A 15,722-nucleotide genomic window follows, 5' to 3' on the forward strand; every position below is an offset into this window, starting at 1 on the left:
GGGCATGCGCACAGGGCATCGCAGCAGGCTTTCGGTCTCGGGCCCTTCAAACGTCGCAGGTGCGGACGACGCGTGCGGCGTTTTCCCCATTTCCCCACGACCACCCGGGGTGAATTCAGCCTTAATTCATCCTACGTTCACTGTCCGTTAACCTACTGCCCGACCCGCCCGGCGCCCCACTGATACCCAAAGTGTTTGGCACGCTTGTTATTTGGCGTGCGCCTAAGAGGTCGGCGGCAGCGGTCACCCGGGACGGCCGACGTTGTCGACCACGCCCTGTAGCAGCTCCGGGTTGCGCAGAAAGGGGGTGATGATGTCGACCGGCAGCGGGAAGACGACCGTCGAGTTCTGGTCGGCGCCCAACTCCAGCAGCGTCTGCAGGTAGCGCAGCTGCAGCGAGGCCGGGCTCTTCGACAGGGTCTCGGCGGCCTCGCGCAGCTCCTCGGACGCCTGCAGCTCGCCGCGCGCGTTGATGACCTTGGCGCGCCGTTCGCGTTCGGCTTCGGCCTCGCGGGCCATCGCCCGTTGCATCGACTCGGGGATCTCCACGTCCTTGATCTCCACCACGTGCACCTGCACGCCCCACGGTTCGGTCTGCTTGTCGATGATGGTGCGCAGGTCGTTGTTGAGGTCCTCGCGGTGCGCCAGCAGCGTGTCCAGGTCGGCCCGGCCGAGCAGCGAACGCAGCGTGGTCTGGGCGATCTGCGAGGTGGCGACCGCGTAGTTCTCCACCGCCAGAATCGCCTTGCGCGGATCGGCCACCTGGAACATCACCACCGCGTTGACCCGGGCCGGCACGTTGTCGCGGGTGATCACCTCTTGTGGTGGGATGGTCAGTGTCACCAGCCGCTGGTCGACCCGAATCATCTTGTCCAGCAGCGGAATCAGAAACCGCAATCCGGGACCGTAGAGCGGGCGGACATGCCCCATCCGGAACACCACGCCGCGTTCGTATTCGCGCAGCACCACCAGCGACCAGAAACCCAGGACGACGAGCACTACGATCCCGGCGCCGATCAGCGCGATCACCAAGGTGGTCATGTTGCGTTGTCCTCCTTGCTCTTCCAGCCGCCCCAGCGGGTGGAGTACCGGTCGATCGCCGCGGCCACCTGGTCCTCGATCGCGGTGCGGTGCGGCAGGTGTTGCGGCGCGTTGGAGGGGGTGTTCCACAGGTGACGCGCCAGCGGCAGGCCGAGCAGCGCGACCAGCAGCACGGTGGCCGTCAACACCAGCGCGTCCGCCGCCGAGTGGTTGGTGACCAAGGTGGCCAGCGGCAACACGATCCCCAATCCGGCTACGCAGCAAGCGATCCCGCGATGGAACCGGCCGGCATCCGAATGCGGCCAGGGGTCGACCTCGCGGCTGATCTCGCGGCCGTGCTCGGAGCTGGTGCACTCCGCTTTCACCGGGCAGCTGTTACACACCACAGGCAGGGCGCGGTAGCGCATCACCCGGTGCTTCGGGTCGAAGGACGTCGGCCACAGCCAATGATCCTGCGGGCAGATCCACGCGTCGTGGTCGGGCCGGTAGGTGAATCGGCCCGTGCGCCAGCGGGCGGCGTGCGCCGAGGCCCGGCGCGCCATGACGTCGAAGCCCCAGCCGAGGACCAGCAGGGCCAGCGAATACCCGGCGATCAACCAGACCGTGGTGGCCGGTGCACCCACCGGTCAATCCTTCGCCGCAGCGGCGCCGGCCTCGGACATGACCGGGGACTCGGTGTAGAGCGGGTGCTCGGGCAACTCCTGAACCGTGGTGCCGGACCGGAAGTTACGCAGCGCGGTCCAGGCGATCCAGACGAACGGCAGCACGCCGCCGGCGATCAGGATGACATCACCGGGCAGCCGGAGCCATTCCAGGACCGCGTTGCCGGGCTTGGTGATGTAGCCCAGCGAGCGGGCCTCGAAGTAGCCGTCGTTGACCGAGTGGTAGAGCTGCAGCACGCCCAACGGCAGCAGCGTGGCGAACACCATCCACGCCAGCCCGATGTTCATGCACCAGAACGAGATTCGCGCCAGCTTCTCCGGCCACTTGTCGGCCGGGATCACGTAGCGGAAGGCGAACATGGCCAGGCCGACGGCGAGCATGCCGTACACGCCCATCATGGCCGCGTGCCCGTGGTTGGCGGTCAGGGCGGTGCCGATCTGGTAGTAGGACACCACCGGAAGATTGATCAGGAAGCCGAAGATGCCCGCCCCCAAGAAGTTCCAGAAGCCGACCGCGACCAGGAACATGACCGCCCAGCGGTGGGGGAACGGGTTGGCGTCGCCGGACTGCTGGCGTGCGCCGAGTTGCAGGAACGCCCACGCCTCGACGGTCAGGAAGGTCAGCGGAATGACCTCGGCGGCCGAGAAGAACGCGCCCAGCGCCATGTGTTCCACCGGGGTGCCGGAGAAGTACAGGTGGTGCATGGTGCCGATGACGCCTCCGGCGGAATACAGGATGACGTCGAGGAAGATCACGCCCAGCGCGATCTTCTCGCGCACCACGCCGAGCAGAACGAACATGTAGGCCACCATCACGGTGGTGAACAGCTCGAGGAAGTCCTCCACCCACAGGTGCACCACCCAGAACCGCCAGAAGTCGGCCACGGTGTAGTGGGCGTCGCTGCCGGCCAGCAGGCCCACCGTGTAGAAGGCCGGGATGGCCAGCCCGGAGAAGAAGAACAGCCACGGCATGTTCATCTTCGACTCGCCCTTGAGCCGGCCGCGGATGCCGCGCCAGATGATGGCGATCCACATGAACATGCCGGCGATCAGCAGGATCTGCCACAGCCGCGGCAGGTCGAGGTACTCCCACTGCTGGGAGAACAGCCCGCCGGCCGGGATGACACCGTAGATCGACAGCGCCTCACAGATCAGCGAGCCGAACACCACCACCGCGACCGCCCCCAGCAGGATGTAGGCCAGCAGCGCCTGGCGCTTGGGCTCGCGGCGCGCGATGAAGGGCACCAGGAAGATGCCGCCGGCCAGGAAGGCGGCGGCGGTCCAGAACAGCGACAGCTGCAGATGCCAGGTGCGGGCCAGGTTGTAGGGCAGCACCCGGGCCAGATCCAGGCCGAAGAAGTTGGACAGGTCGGCCCGGTAGTGCTCGGCCGCCGCGCCCAGCAGCGTTTGGGCCAAAAACAGCACCGACACGATCGCAAAGAACCAGACGCAGGCGCGTTGGGCCGGCGTCAGGCCCACGTCGCCGGGCTGGCGGAAGGACAGGGTGGACGTCTCGGCGCTGTGCCAGCCCACCTTCTGGCTCCACCGCCCGTACACGGCGAACGTCACCCCGATGCCGCCCAGCAGCGCCACCAGCGACAGCGCCGACCAGACGATCACCGCTGCGGTCGGCCCGTTGTCGACTCGCGGCTCGGCGGGCCAGTTGTTGGTGTAGGTGTACTTGTGGCCGGGCCGTTCGGCAGCCGCGGCCCACGCCGTCCAGGCGAAGAATGCCGTCAGGTCGCGGATTTGCACCTTCTCGGTGATCATGTGCGGCAGCAGGCCGTATTTCGTCGAGTTCTCACCGAAGTAGGCGCCGTAGCGATCCTGGATGTGGTCGAACGCGGCGGCCTGCCGGTCGGTGAACACCAGCGTCTTGGTGTCGGGGTGGTAGCGGTTGGTGCGGAACTCGGTGACTACCCGCTCGCGCGGGTCGGCGACGCCCTGCGCCCGCAGTTGGTCGGCGACATCCTGCGTTGCCGTCCGCAGATATTCGGCGGTGTAGTCGGGCCCCAGGTAGGCGCCGTGGCCCAGCACCGACCCGTATTCCATCAGCCCGCGTGCCTGGTAAAGCTCCTGGCCGCGGGTGATGTCCGCGCCGGTGAACAGCAGCCGCCCGGACTCGCTGACCACCTTGTCCGGCATCGGCATCGACGCCGAGTAGGTGCGATAGGCCAGGATGCCCATCACCAGGAAGCCGAAAATCATGACCAGGGCGACACCTTGGATCCAGCCCCTTGAAACCAGCGGCTGCGACGACGTCTGTTGAGCGGAGGTCTCGGGAGCGGTCATGCGCGAGGTCTCTTTCGTCTAGGGGCCGCGGTGGTCTCGCTGTCTCGCATATCGAACCTGGTTACGTCCGCAACCAATATTCGATGGCCGGTGGTGCGATGGCAACAGTGAATTCGGCGCGTGTCGGGGTTCCCTAGGGTCTTATGGCACCTGTTTGGGGACCAACGCCTCTGGGGGAGAGCGGTTTACGCGCAATAGCCTGAATGCGAACGGTGTGGCGAAACGCCCCACGAACCGCCCTGTGAAGGAAGTCGCGATGAGCACTGCGTATCCGGCCCCGGCGATCGTGGTCGGCGTCGACGGATCGCGGGCGGCAATGCACGCGGCGGTCTGGGCGATCGACGAGGCGGTCGGCCGCGACATTCCGCTACGCCTGGTCTACGTGATCGATCCGCACGGCGCGCCCGGTGGGCACGAGCCCGACACCCGGCTCGCCGCCGCCCGGGCCGCGCTGGCCGATGCGCATCGCGCCGTCGACGCCTTCGCTCAACCGGTCAAGGTGGAGACCGAAATCCTTTGGGGCAATACCGCTTTCCAGCTGCTCGAGCAGTCCCGGTCCGCGGTCATGCTGTGCGTCGGGCAGATCGGGCTCAACCATGCCTGCCACGGCGGGCCCGCGATCGCGACGTCGTTGGTCCGCTCGGCGCTGTGCCCCGTCGCGGTGGTCCAGCAGGCGCCCAGCCTGCCGGCGGCGGCCCGGGTGAGCGGCGTGGTCGCCGAAGTGGACAACGGCACGGTGCTGCGGCACGCCTTCGAGGAGGCGCGGCTGCGCGGGGTGGGGTTGTGCGCGGTGGGAAACCCTTCTGCCCGAGTGGAATTGGAGCGCAGGCTGGCGCGGTGGATGCGGTTGTATCCCGACGTGCAGGCCGAGTCGGCGGTGCTGACCGGCGGCGTGGAGCAGCACCTGCGCGCCGACCACCGGGCGGGCCGGCTGCTGGTCACCGACGCCTACCGGGCCGAGGCCCTCTGCCACGCCGGTCATTCCGTGCTGGCAGTGCGCTGCGGCAACTTGTGAGCGGGACGGATCGAGGGGGTTGGTGAGCGGACTGACGATGCCGGATCTGCGCGACCGCGCCGACGTGGAGGCGCTGCTGCGCCGGTTCTACGGCCGGGCGCTGGACGACGAGGTGCTGGCCGAGCCTTTCGCCCGATTGCGGGCGACCGGGCTGGACGACCATGTCCCGACGATGTGCGACTTCTGGGAGACGGTGCTGTTCCGGGCGGGACGCTACCGGGGCAGCGCGTTGCAGGCGCACCGTGACATCCACCGGCGCGCGCCACTGTCGGATCGTCACTTCCGACGCTGGCTCACCTTGTGGCACATCACCGTCGACGAAATGTATCGCGGACCGGCGGCCGATCGGGCCAAGATTCAGGCCGCCCGCATCGCGTGGGCCATGCACCGCCGGCTGACCGGTGCCGATTCACCCGAATTGCTTGTCACGCAACGGGTTCGTGACGATCGGGCTCCGGACCGAACCGGAAGCGACGACCGGTGACCTCGGTCGGGGTGATCCGCACATAGTGCGGCTTGAGCGTCGCGGTCCACGGCAACAACTGCGCCCGCTCGGCCCGTTGAATGTCGGTGTCGGTCTTCAGCAGCCGCGCACGACCGCGGACTATGACGCTCCAGCCCTCGACGAGGTTGTGGTCGTCCACCTCGAAGACCACCGCGTGATTGGCCACTGCCGAGAACAGCTTGGTGCCCTCGGCGGTGCGGAACAGCACGGTGCGGTCCTGCACAACGAAGTTGACCGGGAAGATCTCGGCCTCGCCGGCGAAGTTGGTGACCAGCCGGCCCAGCGCGACGCTGCCCAACAGCCGCCAGTTCTCGTCCTCGGAAAGCACCTGCACCGGCTCGTCGCTACCCACGCCCTCAAAGCTACGGAGAATCACCGCGAATCAGTAGAGCCGTTCGTCCTCTCGGCGGCGACGACGGCCGCTCAGCCGTGGCTGACCCGCAGCAACTTGGCCAAACTGGGCAGCTTGACGCGGGGGCGCCCGCGCGCCTCGCCGGCCGCCCGCTCGTGCGCGTCGATGAGCTCCCAATGCGCGGTGGTGACCAGCTTCGGCTGACGTGACGCCAGCCAGTCGGCCAGCCGGTCGGCGTGGTCGTCCGGAAAGTCGGCCAGCCCGTCCGGGCCGGCGTTGGCCAGGTCGGCGAGCAGCGTGTCCACGGTGTCCTGGGAGTCCTTCTTATTGGTGCCGATGACGCCGGTCGGCCCGCGCTTGATCCACCCCACCACGTACTCGTTGCGGCTGCCCTCGACCCGGCCGCCGGTGTTGGGGATGGTCGCCGTCTTCTCGTCGAACGGCAGCCCGGGGGTGGGCACGCCGCGGTAGCCGACCGAGCGCACCACCAGTTGGACCGGCGGTTCCTCGCGCTCGCCGGTGTCGCGGGCCGACACCCGCCCGGTCTCGTCGGTGACCAACTCGTTGCGGCCCAGCACGATGCTTTCCACCCGGCCGTCGCCCTTGATCTCGATCGGCGAGGTCATGAACCGCAGCACGATCCGGCGGTGCCCGGGACGCGGCGAGCGTTTCGCGTAATCGCGCAGCACGCTGATGTTCTGCTTGGCCGTCTTGCCGGCCGCGGCCACGTCCTCGTCGGTCACGCCCTCCAGCTGGGCCGGGTCGACGATCACGTCGACGTTGTCCAGCTCGCCGAGCTCACGCAGCTCGAGCGTGGTGAAGGCGGTCTGCAGCGGCCCGCGCCGGCCGATCACCACCACCTCGTCGACCCCGCACGGCCGCAGCGACTCCAGCGCGTGGTCGGCGATGTCGGTCAGGCCCAGCACGTCGGGGTCGGTGACCAGGATGCGGGCGACGTCGAGTGCGACGTTGCCGTTGCCGACGACCACCGCCCGCGAACCGGACAGGTCGGGGGTGGCCTCCTCGAAGTTGGGGTGCGCGTTGTACCAGCCCACGAAATCGACGGCGGCGATGCTGCCCGGCAGGTCCTCGCCGGGGATGTTCAGCGCCCGGTCGGACTGCGCCCCGACGGCGTAGATGACCGCGTCGTAGCGCTCGGCGAGCTCGCTGGCCTGCACGTGTTCGCCGACCGAGACGTTGCCGAAGAAACGGAAGCGGGGATCGGCGGCCGTCTTCTCGAACTGCTTGCTGATCGACTTGATCTTGGGATGATCGGGCGCCACCCCGGAGCGCACCAGCCCCCACGGGGTGGGCAGCATTTCGAGCATGTCGACGGCGATGTCGGGGTGCTCGGACCCGTCGGCCGCCTTCAGCAGCGAGGCCGCGGCGAAGAAGCCGGACGGTCCGGAGCCGACGATTGCAACGTGGTATGGGCGCATTCTCGACCTTCTATTCGGGCCCGGTTCGCGCGCCGGGGGCTGCCAGGATTGGCGGGCGCGCAACGCGGGCGCACATGATCGTGACTCGACTCTAAACGCATGACCGCTGGTCGTGACCTCAGCACTCGCCGGTGGCGGGGCCGCTTGGCGGTCCCCGGTAACGTTGTCGGCTGTGGAACCCGACCGTCAAGCCGACATCGCCGCCCTCGACTCCACCCTTACCACGGTGGAGCGGGTGCTCGATGTGGACGGTCTGCGCGCCCGCATCGAGAAGCTCGAGCACGAGGCGTCCGATCCGCAGCTGTGGGATGACCAGGCCCGCGCCCAGCGGGTGACCAGCGAGTTGTCCCACGCCCAGGGCGAGCTGCGCCGCATCGAGGAGCTGCGCGCGCGGTTGGACGATCTGCCGGTGCTCTACGAGCTGGCCGCGGAGGAGGGCGAGGGCGCCGCCGAGGCGCTGGCGGAGGCCGACGCCGAGCTCAAGGCGCTGCGGGCCGACATCGAGGCCACCGAGGTGCGCACCCTGCTGTCGGGCGAGTACGACGAGCGCGAGGCGCTGGTCACCATCCGGTCCGGCGCGGGCGGGGTGGACGCCGCCGACTGGGCCGAGATGCTGATGCGCATGTACATCCGGTGGGCCGAGCAGCACAAGTATCCCGTCGAGGTGTTCGACACGTCCTACGCCGAAGAGGCCGGCATCAAGAGCGCGACGTTCGCCGTGCACGCCCCGTTCGCCTACGGCACGCTGTCGGTGGAGCAGGGCACGCACCGGCTGGTGCGCATCAGCCCGTTCGACAACCAGAGCCGGCGTCAGACGTCGTTCGCCGAAGTCGAGGTGCTGCCGGTGGTGGAGACCACCGACCACATCGACATCCCGGAAGGCGATGTGCGCGTTGACGTTTACCGCTCCAGCGGGCCGGGCGGCCAATCGGTGAACACCACCGACTCCGCGGTACGTTTAACGCACATCCCAACGGGTATCGTCGTGACTTGCCAGAACGAAAAATCGCAGTTGCAGAACAAGATCTCGGCGATGCGGGTGCTTCAGGCAAAGTTGTTGGAGCGCAAGCGATCCGAAGAACGCGCTGAGCTGGACGCGTTAAAAGGCGAGGGTGGCAGTTCGTGGGGCAACCAGATGCGCTCCTACGTGCTGCACCCCTATCAGATGGTCAAGGATCTGCGAACCGAGTACGAGGTTGGCAATCCCGCGGCCGTCCTGGACGGAGACATCGACGGCTTCCTGGAAGCGGGAATCCGTTGGCGCAACAGAAAAGATGACGGATAACACAAGCGTTCTCGCCGGAGCCATGACGACAGCGGCGCACCGCTGGCATGACTTCTGGCGGGGGGAACTCGGTGAGTGGATCATCACCAGGGGTCTGCGGATCGTCATGGTGCTGATCGCGGCCGTGCTGGCGGCCCGGTTCGTCAACTGGGTGGCCCTGCAGGTGAGCCGCCAGCTCACCACCGGCTTCGTCGAGAGCGACGCGCTGGTGCGCTCGGAAGCCTCCAAGCACCGTCAGGCCGTGGCGTCGGTGATCTCCTGGGTGTCGGTCGTGATCATCGGCATCTGGGTGATGCTGCAGATCGCCAGCATCCTGCAGTTCTCGGTGGGCGGGCTGGTCGCGCCGGCAACCGTGGTCGGTGCCGCGCTGGGTTTCGGCGCCCAGCAGTTGGTGAAGGATCTGTTGTCCGGCTTCTTCATCCTCGCCGAGCGGCAGTACGGCTTCGGGGACCTGGTCACCCTGACCGTCGTCGCCGCCACCGAGGCCAGCGGCACCGTCGAGAACGTGACATTGCGGGTCACCCGGCTGCGATCCCCGGACGGCGAGGTGCTGACCATCCCCAACGGGCAGATCGTCAAGGTGGTCAACCTGTCCAAGGACTGGGCGCGCGCGGTGGTGGACATCCCGGTGTCGACCACCGCCGACCTGAACCGGGTGAACGAGGTGCTGCACCAGGAATGCGACCGCGCGATGGACAACCCGGTGCTGGGCCAGCTGCTGTTGGACTCGCCGACGGTGATGGGTGTGGAAAGCATCGAGGTCGACACCGTCACCCTGCGGTTGGTGGCGCGCACGTTGCCCGGTAAGCAGTTCGAGGTGGGCCGGCAGCTGCGCGTGCTGGTGATTCGGGCGCTGGCCCGTGCCGGCATCGTCACCGCGGCCGACGCGCGGGTGGGGCTGGTGGAAGACGCCAGCGTGCCGGCCGCCCAGGCCGCCGAACAGCAATCCGACGATGACGTCCAAGGTGCGGTGCAGAAGCGTTGGAGTTCACCCTGAACATCCTGGAAAAGCGCGGCAGCGACGATGACACGGAGGCCGAACACCGCTGGCCGCAGTACGTCTTCGGCGGGCGGATGCGCACCTCGACGTTCGTCCTGATCGTCGCCTTCCTGCTGGTGTGGTGGGTCTACGACACCTACCGCCCGGAACCGGCGCCCAAGCCGCCGGCCCAGCAGGTGGTGCCGCCGGGCTTCGTGCCCGACCCCAACTACACCTGGGTGCCGCGCAGCCGGCTGCAGCAGCCGCCGGCCACCGTCACCTACACGCCGACCCCGACCAGCACGCCGACACCACCGCCCCCGCCACCGCCGGTGACGACCACCACAACGACGACAACGACGCCGCCGTTCCAGTTGCCGAAGCTGCCGTGCATCCTTCCGGCGCCGTTCTGCCCGCCCAGTACCACGCCGTCCACGCCCGCTCCGGAGCAACCTCAGCCAGGGCCGGGTCCCACGCCGACGTCGCCACCACCGGCCAGTTGACTTTCGCTTGCCAGCGAAATTCACCGCTACACTGGCGTGCCGTGATGATCACCCTGGACCACGTCACCAAGAAATACAAAGCGTCGGCGCGCCCGGCGCTGGAGGACGTCAACGTCAAGATCGACAAGGGTGAATTCGTCTTCCTGATCGGCCCGTCGGGTTCGGGTAAGTCGACGTTCATGCGACTGCTGCTCGGCGAGGAGAACCCGACCACCGGCGACATCCGGGTATCGAAATTCCACGTCAACAAGCTGCGCGGCCGCCACATTCCGAAGCTGCGCCAGGTGATCGGCACCGTGTTCCAGGACTTCCGGCTGCTGCAGCAAAAGACCGTGTACGAGAACGTCGCGTTCGCGCTGGAAGTGATCGGCAAACGCACCGACGCGATCAACCGGGTGGTGCCCGAGGTGCTCGAGACCGTCGGCCTGTCCGGCAAGGCCAATCGGCTGCCCCACGAGCTGTCCGGTGGCGAGCAGCAGCGGGTCGCGATCGCCCGCGCGTTCGTCAACCGGCCGCTGGTGCTGCTGGCCGACGAGCCGACCGGCAACCTCGACCCCGACACCAGTAAGGACATCATGGATTTGTTGGAGCGGATCAACCGCACCGGGACGACGGTGCTGATGGCGACGCACGACCATCACATCGTCGACTCGATGCGCCAGCGCGTCGTCGAGCTGTCGTTGGGCAGGCTGGTTCGCGACGAGCAGCGCGGCATCTACGGGATGGACCGGTAAGTGCGCTTCGGCTTCCTGCTCAATGAGGTCCTGACCGGGCTTCGCCGCAACGTCACCATGACGGCCGCGATGATCCTGACGACGGCGATCTCGATCGGCCTGTTCGGCGGCGGCCTGCTGGTGGTCCGGTTGGCCGACAATTCCCGGGAGATCTACCTCGACCGCGTCGAGACGCAGGTGTTCCTGACCGACGACATCTCCGCCAACGACGCGACCTGTGGATCCGCGCCGTGTAAGGCGTTGCGGGACAAGATCGATGCCCGTCAAGACGTCAAATCGGTGCGGTTCGTCAACCGGCAGGACGCCTACAACGACGCCATCAAGAAGTTCCCGGAGTTCAAGGACGTCGCCGGCAAGGACTCGTTTCCGGCGTCGTTCATCGTCAAACTGAACAACCCCGAGCAGCACGCGGAATTCGACGCCGCGATGCAGGGCCAGCCCGGGGTGCGCAGCCTGCTCAACGAGAAGGATCTGATCGACCGGCTGTTCGCGGTGCTGGACGGGCTGCGTAACGCCGCGTTCGCGGTCGCGCTGGTGCAGGCCGTCGGCGCGATCCTGCTCATTGCCAACATGGTCCAGGTCGCGGCGCACACCCGGCGCACCGAGATCGGGATCATGCGGCTGGTCGGCGCGAGCCGCTGGTACACCCAGCTGCCGTTCCTGGTGGAGGCGATGCTGGCCGCGGCCATCGGTGTGGCCATCGCGGTGGTCGGCTTGATTCTGGTGCGGGCCTGGTTCCTGGACAACGCGCTGAGCCAGTTCTACCAAGCACATTTGATCGCCAAGGTCGACTATGCCGACATCCTCTACATCTCGCCGTGGCTGTTCGTGCTCGGCGTGTCGATCGCCGGCCTGACCGCCTACGCCACCCTGCGCCTCTACATCCGGCGGTAGCTGTGGCCAAGGGTTCCGGCCGGGCCAAAGCGGCGGGCGGCAAAGGTGGCAGCAAACAGATCATTGCCACCAATCGCAAAGCGCGGCACAACTATTCGATCATCGAAACGTACGAGGCCGGGGTGGCGTTGCAAGGAACCGAGGTCAAAAGCCTGCGGGAGGGCCAAGCGTCGTTAGCTGACGCGTTCGCAACGATCGACGACGGTGAAGTCTGGTTGCGCAACTTGTACATCCCGGAGTATCAACACGGTAGCTGGACCAATCACGACCCACGCCGGAACCGAAAGTTGTTGTTACATAGGCAACAAATCGACAGACTGGTCGGCAAGATCCGGGATGGTAACCTCGCCTTGATGCCGCTGTCGCTGTACTTCTCCGAGGGCAAAGTGAAGGTAGAGCTCGCTCTCGCGCGCGGCAAGAAGGCTTACGACAAACGCCAGGACCTGGCCCAGCGCGACGCACAGCGCGAAGTCGTTCGTCAACTGGGACGCCGAACAAAGGGGATGATCTGATCGGGGCCGCTTACGCCCAGCTGTCGGCCGTCACGTACGGCGTCAGCGATTTCGTGGGCGGCGTCGCAGCTCGGCGGGTAGCCGCGCTGCGCGTGATGCTGGTCGCCTACCCGATCGAGACGTTGCTGCTGGGCGCGCTGGCCATCTTCGTCGGCGGGCCCATTCATCCCGGTGCCCTGCTGTGGGGCGGCCTGTATGGCATCGGCATGGCGTTCGGCATGTGGGCGTTCTTCGCCGCGCTGGGATCCGGGCCGATCTCGGTGGTCTCACCGCTGGCGGCGGTGCTCAACGCCGCGGTGCCCGTCGCGGTCGGGATGGCGTTGGGGGAGCGGCCGGGCCAGGCGGCCCTGGTGGGCGTCGTGCTGGCGCTGGCCGCGGTGATGCTGGTCAGCCGCGAGGCCCCCGCCGAGGGGACGCCGTATCGGTTCACCCCAAAAGTGGCCTGGCTCACAGTAGTTGCGGGTTCGGCGATGGGCCTGAACCTGGTGTTCCTGCATCAGGCGCCGCACGCCTGCAAACTCTGGCCGCTGGTCTTCGCACGGGTGGCCGCCAGCCTGGTGGTGTTCGCGATGGCCGGAACGAGCCAGAACCTGAAGATGCCGCGCGGCCGGCCGTTGCGGTTGGCGGTGGCGGTGGCCGTGCTGGACATCTTCGCCAACATCACCATGCTGGCCGCGCTGCACACCTGGCTGCTGTCCTTGGCCAGCATCCTGATCTCGTTGTATCCCGCCGCGACGGTGGTGTTGGCGATGGTGGTGCTGCGTGAGCGGGTGACCCGCTGGCAGGGCATCGGCATGGTGCTGGCCATGGGGTCGGTGGCGATGATCGCGTCGGCCTGACGGTTGGTGTCGGTCTAACGCGTCGGCCCGACGGCCGGTGTCGGCGGCGAGTCCCGCGGCCTACGATCGGTGACCATGGCCGATCGTCTCGTCACCAAGGTCGACAAGTCCGCCGTGCTGGCCGGCCTTTTCGCCGTCTGGGACGGCATCGATGCGCTTTGGCCGGCTTGTCCGAGACCCAATGGCGCGCGCCGAGTCCGCTGCCGGGCTGGGACGTCAAGGCCGTGGTGTCGCACATGATCGGCACCGAGTCCTTCCTCGCCGGCATCGCCGCACCCGAACCCGACGTCGACGTCTCGGCGCTGGAGCATGTGCGCAACGACATCGGCGCGATGAACGAGTGCTGGGTGCGTCATCTGAGCGCGCACGCCGACGCCGACGTGCTGGAAAGTTTCCGCGCGATCACCGATGATCGGCGCGCGGCCTTGACGAGCATGTCCGACGAGGAGTGGGACGCGGTGACGATGACGCCCACCGGCCCGGACAGCTACGGCCGGTTCATGCGGATCCGGGTGTTCGACTGCTGGATGCACGAGCAGGACATCCGCGTGGCGTTGGGGCGGCCGCCCTCGGACGCGGATCTCGCCGGCCCGGCGGCGTCGCTGGCCGTCGACGAGATCGCCGCCACCATGGGTTACGTCGTGGGCAAGCTGGCCAAGGCCCCGCAGGGCGCCCGCGTGCAGTTCGAGCTCACCGGTCCGCTGGCCCGCGTTATCCGGGTCAGCGTCGACGGCCGCGCCACGGTGGTCGACGATTTCGCCGGCGAGCAGGCGACCGCGACGATCCGGTGCGACGGGCTGCAGTTCACCCGGCTCGCCGGCGGGCGCCCGATGTGCCCCGCGCGCGACCAAACCGTCGAACTCGGCGGAGACAAAGGCCTGGCCAGCCATGTCGTGGCGCGCCTCAATTTCGTGATCTGATCGCCGCCCGGCGGGGAACATAATGCCGTTGCCGCTGGTTGATAGGCATGTACCATTGATAGTCCTGCCGAAAGTCGGCGGGGATGCGAGGGGCTGAAAGGTTTCGACTTCGCGCATCGAATCAAGGGAAGCGTGCCGGTGCAGGCAACTGACCACCGTAAGCGTCGTTGCAAATAGATAAGCGCCGATTCACATCAGCGCGACTACGCTCTCGCTGCCTAAGCGACAGCTAGTCCGTCAGCCCGGGAACGCCCTCGACCCGGAGCCTGGCGTCAGCTAGAGGGATCCACCGATGAGTTCGGTCGCGGGACTCATCGGGACACCAACAGCGACTGGGATCGTCATCCTGGCTTGTTCGCGTGACCAGGAGATCCGAGTAGAGGCATAGCGAACTGCGCACGGAGAAGCCTTGAGGGAATGCCGTAGGACCCGGGTTCGATTCCCGGCAGCTCCACTGCTCTAACTGCACAAACAATAGTAAGTACAAAAGCAGTCAGCACCGCGTCAGCACGGGATGGCGCTATGATGCTGCGGCATGGCATTCATCCGCGCGCGTCAGCACAACGACGGCACCACGGTTTACGGAGTCACCTACCGGCTCGGCGGCCGTGGCAGTCGCCAGTCGTCCGTAACTTTTCCCGACGAAAAGCAGGCGAAGCGCTTCTGCGCCCTGGTGGACTCGCATGGCCCGGAGCGCGCGTTAGAACTGGCCGGCATCGCAGACACCCAGCGGGCGGTGTCGGCACTCACGGTAGCGGAATGGCTAGATCGCCACATCGGGAGCTTGACCGGTGTCGAGAAGAAAACCATCTCCGAGTACCAGCGGTACGCGACTCGCGACATTGGGCCGCCGCTCGGCGCGATCCCGCTAGGCAAGCTCACCCGCGAAGACATAGCCGAGTGGGTCAACGAGATGTTTGAGGCGGGCGCCGCTGGCGGCACCATTGAGAACAAGCACGGATTTCTGTCAGGAGCGCTAAAGCGGGCAGTCGAAGATGGGCACCTAGCCGCCAACCCATGCCAGGGCATCCGGCTACCGCGCACTGAGGAGCAGGAAATGGTGTGCCTGACCCGTGACGAGTTCCAGACCCTTAAGGCCGCGTTTAGTGCTCACTACCGGCCGTTGGTGGAGTTTCTGGTGGCGTCCGGGTGTCGGGCTAGCGAAGCGTTGGCGCTTAGGCCATCTGACGTTGACCGCGAAGCGTCGACTGTGCGAATCGCTCGTGCGTGGAAGCGTGCCGGGTCGGGCTACGAGCTGGGTCCCCCGAAGACCAAAAGGTCGGTGCGTACGATCAACGTCCCCAAATCGGTTCTAGATCAACTTGACTACGGCGGCGAGTGGCTATTTACCGGCACGAATGGCGGGCCGGTCCGTATCTACTCGTGGCGTTCGAACGTCTGGTACAAATCACTCGCGAAGGCGCAGAAGAACGGCTTAGCGAAGCGACCCAGAGTCCATGACCTGCGGCATACGTGCGCGTCATGGATGATCCAAAACGGCGCCCCGTTGCCGCTGATCCGTGACCATTTAGGGCACGAGTCGATCAAGACGACGGTGGACTGTTACGGGCACTTGGACAGGAACGACCACGTTGTTGCCGCTGAGGCTATCGGCAAAATGCTTGGGTAGCGTGGCCCCCATCACAAACCCCTTGGCATCTCATCTATTTGTCAGCACTCGTATGTGATGATACGGAGCAACGGGATACGGGGTGAACGGCCCGGGGGAGCGGCGCGGGGGCGCCGACCA

At 66.9% G+C, this 15,722-nt stretch carries 15 protein-coding genes, 1 other RNA gene and 1 pseudogene; 12 read left to right on the top strand and 5 right to left on the bottom strand.

Going from position 1 to position 15,722, the window contains the following annotated elements:
* Positions 1-243: 243 nt before the first annotated feature.
* The 3 genes from MAA44156_RS03370 to MAA44156_RS03380 are packed head-to-tail and all read right to left on the bottom strand — an operon-like array spanning position 244 to position 3,995.
* Positions 244-1,041: a slipin family protein gene (locus tag MAA44156_RS03370; RefSeq protein WP_009978454.1), complete on the bottom strand. Its 798-nt coding sequence runs from the start codon at positions 1,039-1,041 to the stop codon at positions 244-246.
* Positions 1,038-1,664 (bottom strand): hypothetical protein, encoded by a 627-nt coding sequence (locus MAA44156_RS03375; RefSeq protein ID WP_009978453.1) that lies wholly within the window; start codon positions 1,662-1,664, stop codon positions 1,038-1,040. The genes MAA44156_RS03370 and MAA44156_RS03375 overlap by 4 nt, the downstream gene beginning before the upstream one ends.
* Positions 1,665-1,667: 3 nt before the next feature.
* On the bottom strand, positions 1,668-3,995 hold the full coding sequence (locus MAA44156_RS03380) for a nitric-oxide reductase large subunit (RefSeq protein ID WP_009978451.1): 2,328 nt from the start codon (positions 3,993-3,995) through the stop codon (positions 1,668-1,670).
* A gap of 256 nt (positions 3,996-4,251) precedes the next feature.
* Here MAA44156_RS03380 and MAA44156_RS03385 point away from each other — a divergent pair, with 256 nt between their 5' ends.
* Both MAA44156_RS03385 and MAA44156_RS03390 read left to right on the top strand, forming a co-directional pair.
* A complete protein-coding gene (locus MAA44156_RS03385; RefSeq protein ID WP_029248572.1) occupies positions 4,252-5,010 on the top strand; it encodes a universal stress protein in 759 nt (252 codons plus the stop codon).
* 19 nt (positions 5,011-5,029) lie between these two features.
* Positions 5,030-5,494, top strand: a complete 465-nt coding sequence (locus MAA44156_RS03390; RefSeq protein ID WP_011725811.1) for a group III truncated hemoglobin — start codon at positions 5,030-5,032, stop codon at positions 5,492-5,494.
* Here the strand turns inward: MAA44156_RS03390 and MAA44156_RS03395 are convergent.
* Both MAA44156_RS03395 and MAA44156_RS03400 read right to left on the bottom strand, forming a co-directional pair.
* The gene (locus MAA44156_RS03395; protein WP_003878829.1) at positions 5,436-5,867 is read right to left on the bottom strand and encodes a pyridoxamine 5'-phosphate oxidase family protein; all 432 of its coding nucleotides are present in this window, start codon (positions 5,865-5,867) and stop codon (positions 5,436-5,438) included. The genes MAA44156_RS03390 and MAA44156_RS03395 overlap by 59 nt on opposite strands.
* 71 nt (positions 5,868-5,938) lie before the next feature.
* Positions 5,939-7,306 carry an FAD-dependent oxidoreductase gene (locus MAA44156_RS03400; RefSeq protein WP_009978444.1) on the bottom strand — a complete coding sequence of 456 codons (1,368 nt, stop codon included), beginning with the start codon at positions 7,304-7,306 and terminating at the stop codon, positions 5,939-5,941.
* A 172-nt stretch (positions 7,307-7,478) separates the two neighbouring features.
* Between MAA44156_RS03400 and prfB the strand changes: the two genes are divergently transcribed.
* The 10 genes and pseudogenes from prfB (at position 7,479) to MAA44156_RS03450 (ending at position 15,602) form a co-directional block, all read left to right on the top strand.
* Positions 7,479-8,591: a peptide chain release factor 2 gene (gene prfB / locus MAA44156_RS03405; RefSeq protein WP_009978442.1), complete on the top strand. Its 1,113-nt coding sequence runs from the start codon at positions 7,479-7,481 to the stop codon at positions 8,589-8,591.
* Positions 8,581-9,588 (top strand): mechanosensitive ion channel family protein, encoded by a 1,008-nt coding sequence (locus tag MAA44156_RS03410; protein ID WP_029248571.1) that lies wholly within the window; start codon positions 8,581-8,583, stop codon positions 9,586-9,588. Before prfB ends, MAA44156_RS03410 begins: the two co-directional genes overlap by 11 nt.
* Complete coding sequence (locus MAA44156_RS03415) at positions 9,573-10,073, top strand: Rv3103c family proline-rich protein (RefSeq protein ID WP_009978439.1); 501 nt, start codon at positions 9,573-9,575, stop codon at positions 10,071-10,073. Before MAA44156_RS03410 ends, MAA44156_RS03415 begins: the two co-directional genes overlap by 16 nt.
* Before the next feature lie 44 nt (positions 10,074-10,117).
* Positions 10,118-10,807, top strand: coding sequence for a cell division ATP-binding protein FtsE (gene ftsE, locus MAA44156_RS03420; RefSeq protein ID WP_003874851.1), 690 nt, complete (start codon positions 10,118-10,120; stop codon positions 10,805-10,807).
* On the top strand, positions 10,808-11,701 hold the full coding sequence (gene ftsX / locus MAA44156_RS03425; RefSeq protein ID WP_003874852.1) for a permease-like cell division protein FtsX: 894 nt from the start codon (positions 10,808-10,810) through the stop codon (positions 11,699-11,701).
* Positions 11,702-11,703: 2 nt separating this feature from the next.
* On the top strand, positions 11,704-12,213 hold the full coding sequence (gene smpB / locus MAA44156_RS03430) for an SsrA-binding protein SmpB (RefSeq protein WP_003874853.1): 510 nt from the start codon (positions 11,704-11,706) through the stop codon (positions 12,211-12,213).
* On the top strand, positions 12,210-13,052 hold the full coding sequence (locus MAA44156_RS03435) for an EamA family transporter (protein ID WP_073578835.1): 843 nt from the start codon (positions 12,210-12,212) through the stop codon (positions 13,050-13,052). The genes smpB and MAA44156_RS03435 overlap by 4 nt, the downstream gene beginning before the upstream one ends.
* 75 nt (positions 13,053-13,127) lie before the next feature.
* Positions 13,128-13,972, top strand: a pseudogene (locus MAA44156_RS03440) (maleylpyruvate isomerase family mycothiol-dependent enzyme).
* 89 nt (positions 13,973-14,061) lie between these two features.
* Positions 14,062-14,429: a transfer-messenger RNA gene (gene ssrA / locus MAA44156_RS03445) on the top strand.
* Positions 14,430-14,507: 78 nt separating this feature from the next.
* Positions 14,508-15,602, top strand: a complete 1,095-nt coding sequence (locus MAA44156_RS03450; RefSeq protein ID WP_009978430.1) for a tyrosine-type recombinase/integrase — start codon at positions 14,508-14,510, stop codon at positions 15,600-15,602.
* Positions 15,603-15,722: the final 120 nt, after the last annotated feature.

Source organism: Mycobacterium avium subsp. avium, assembly GCF_009741445.1.
Classification (GTDB): domain Bacteria; phylum Actinomycetota; class Actinomycetes; order Mycobacteriales; family Mycobacteriaceae; genus Mycobacterium; species Mycobacterium avium.

Bases quoted from the DNA above. Each gene is read 5' to 3' on its own strand.
- MAA44156_RS03370 (WP_009978454.1), bottom strand. From the start codon at position 1,041: ATGACCACCTTGGTGATCGCGCTGATCGGCGCCGGGATCGTAGTGCTC.
- MAA44156_RS03380 (WP_009978451.1), bottom strand. From the start codon at position 3,995: ATGACCGCTCCCGAGACCTCCGCTCAACAGACGTCGTCGCAGCCGCTG.
- MAA44156_RS03385 (WP_029248572.1), top strand. From the start codon at position 4,252: ATGAGCACTGCGTATCCGGCCCCGGCGATCGTGGTCGGCGTCGACGGA.
- MAA44156_RS03400 (WP_009978444.1), bottom strand. From the start codon at position 7,306: ATGCGCCCATACCACGTTGCAATCGTCGGCTCCGGACCGTCCGGCTTC.
- MAA44156_RS03410 (WP_029248571.1), top strand. From the start codon at position 8,581: ATGACGGATAACACAAGCGTTCTCGCCGGAGCCATGACGACAGCGGCG.
- ftsE (WP_003874851.1), top strand. From the start codon at position 10,118: ATGATCACCCTGGACCACGTCACCAAGAAATACAAAGCGTCGGCGCGC.
- MAA44156_RS03450 (WP_009978430.1), top strand. From the start codon at position 14,508: ATGGCATTCATCCGCGCGCGTCAGCACAACGACGGCACCACGGTTTAC.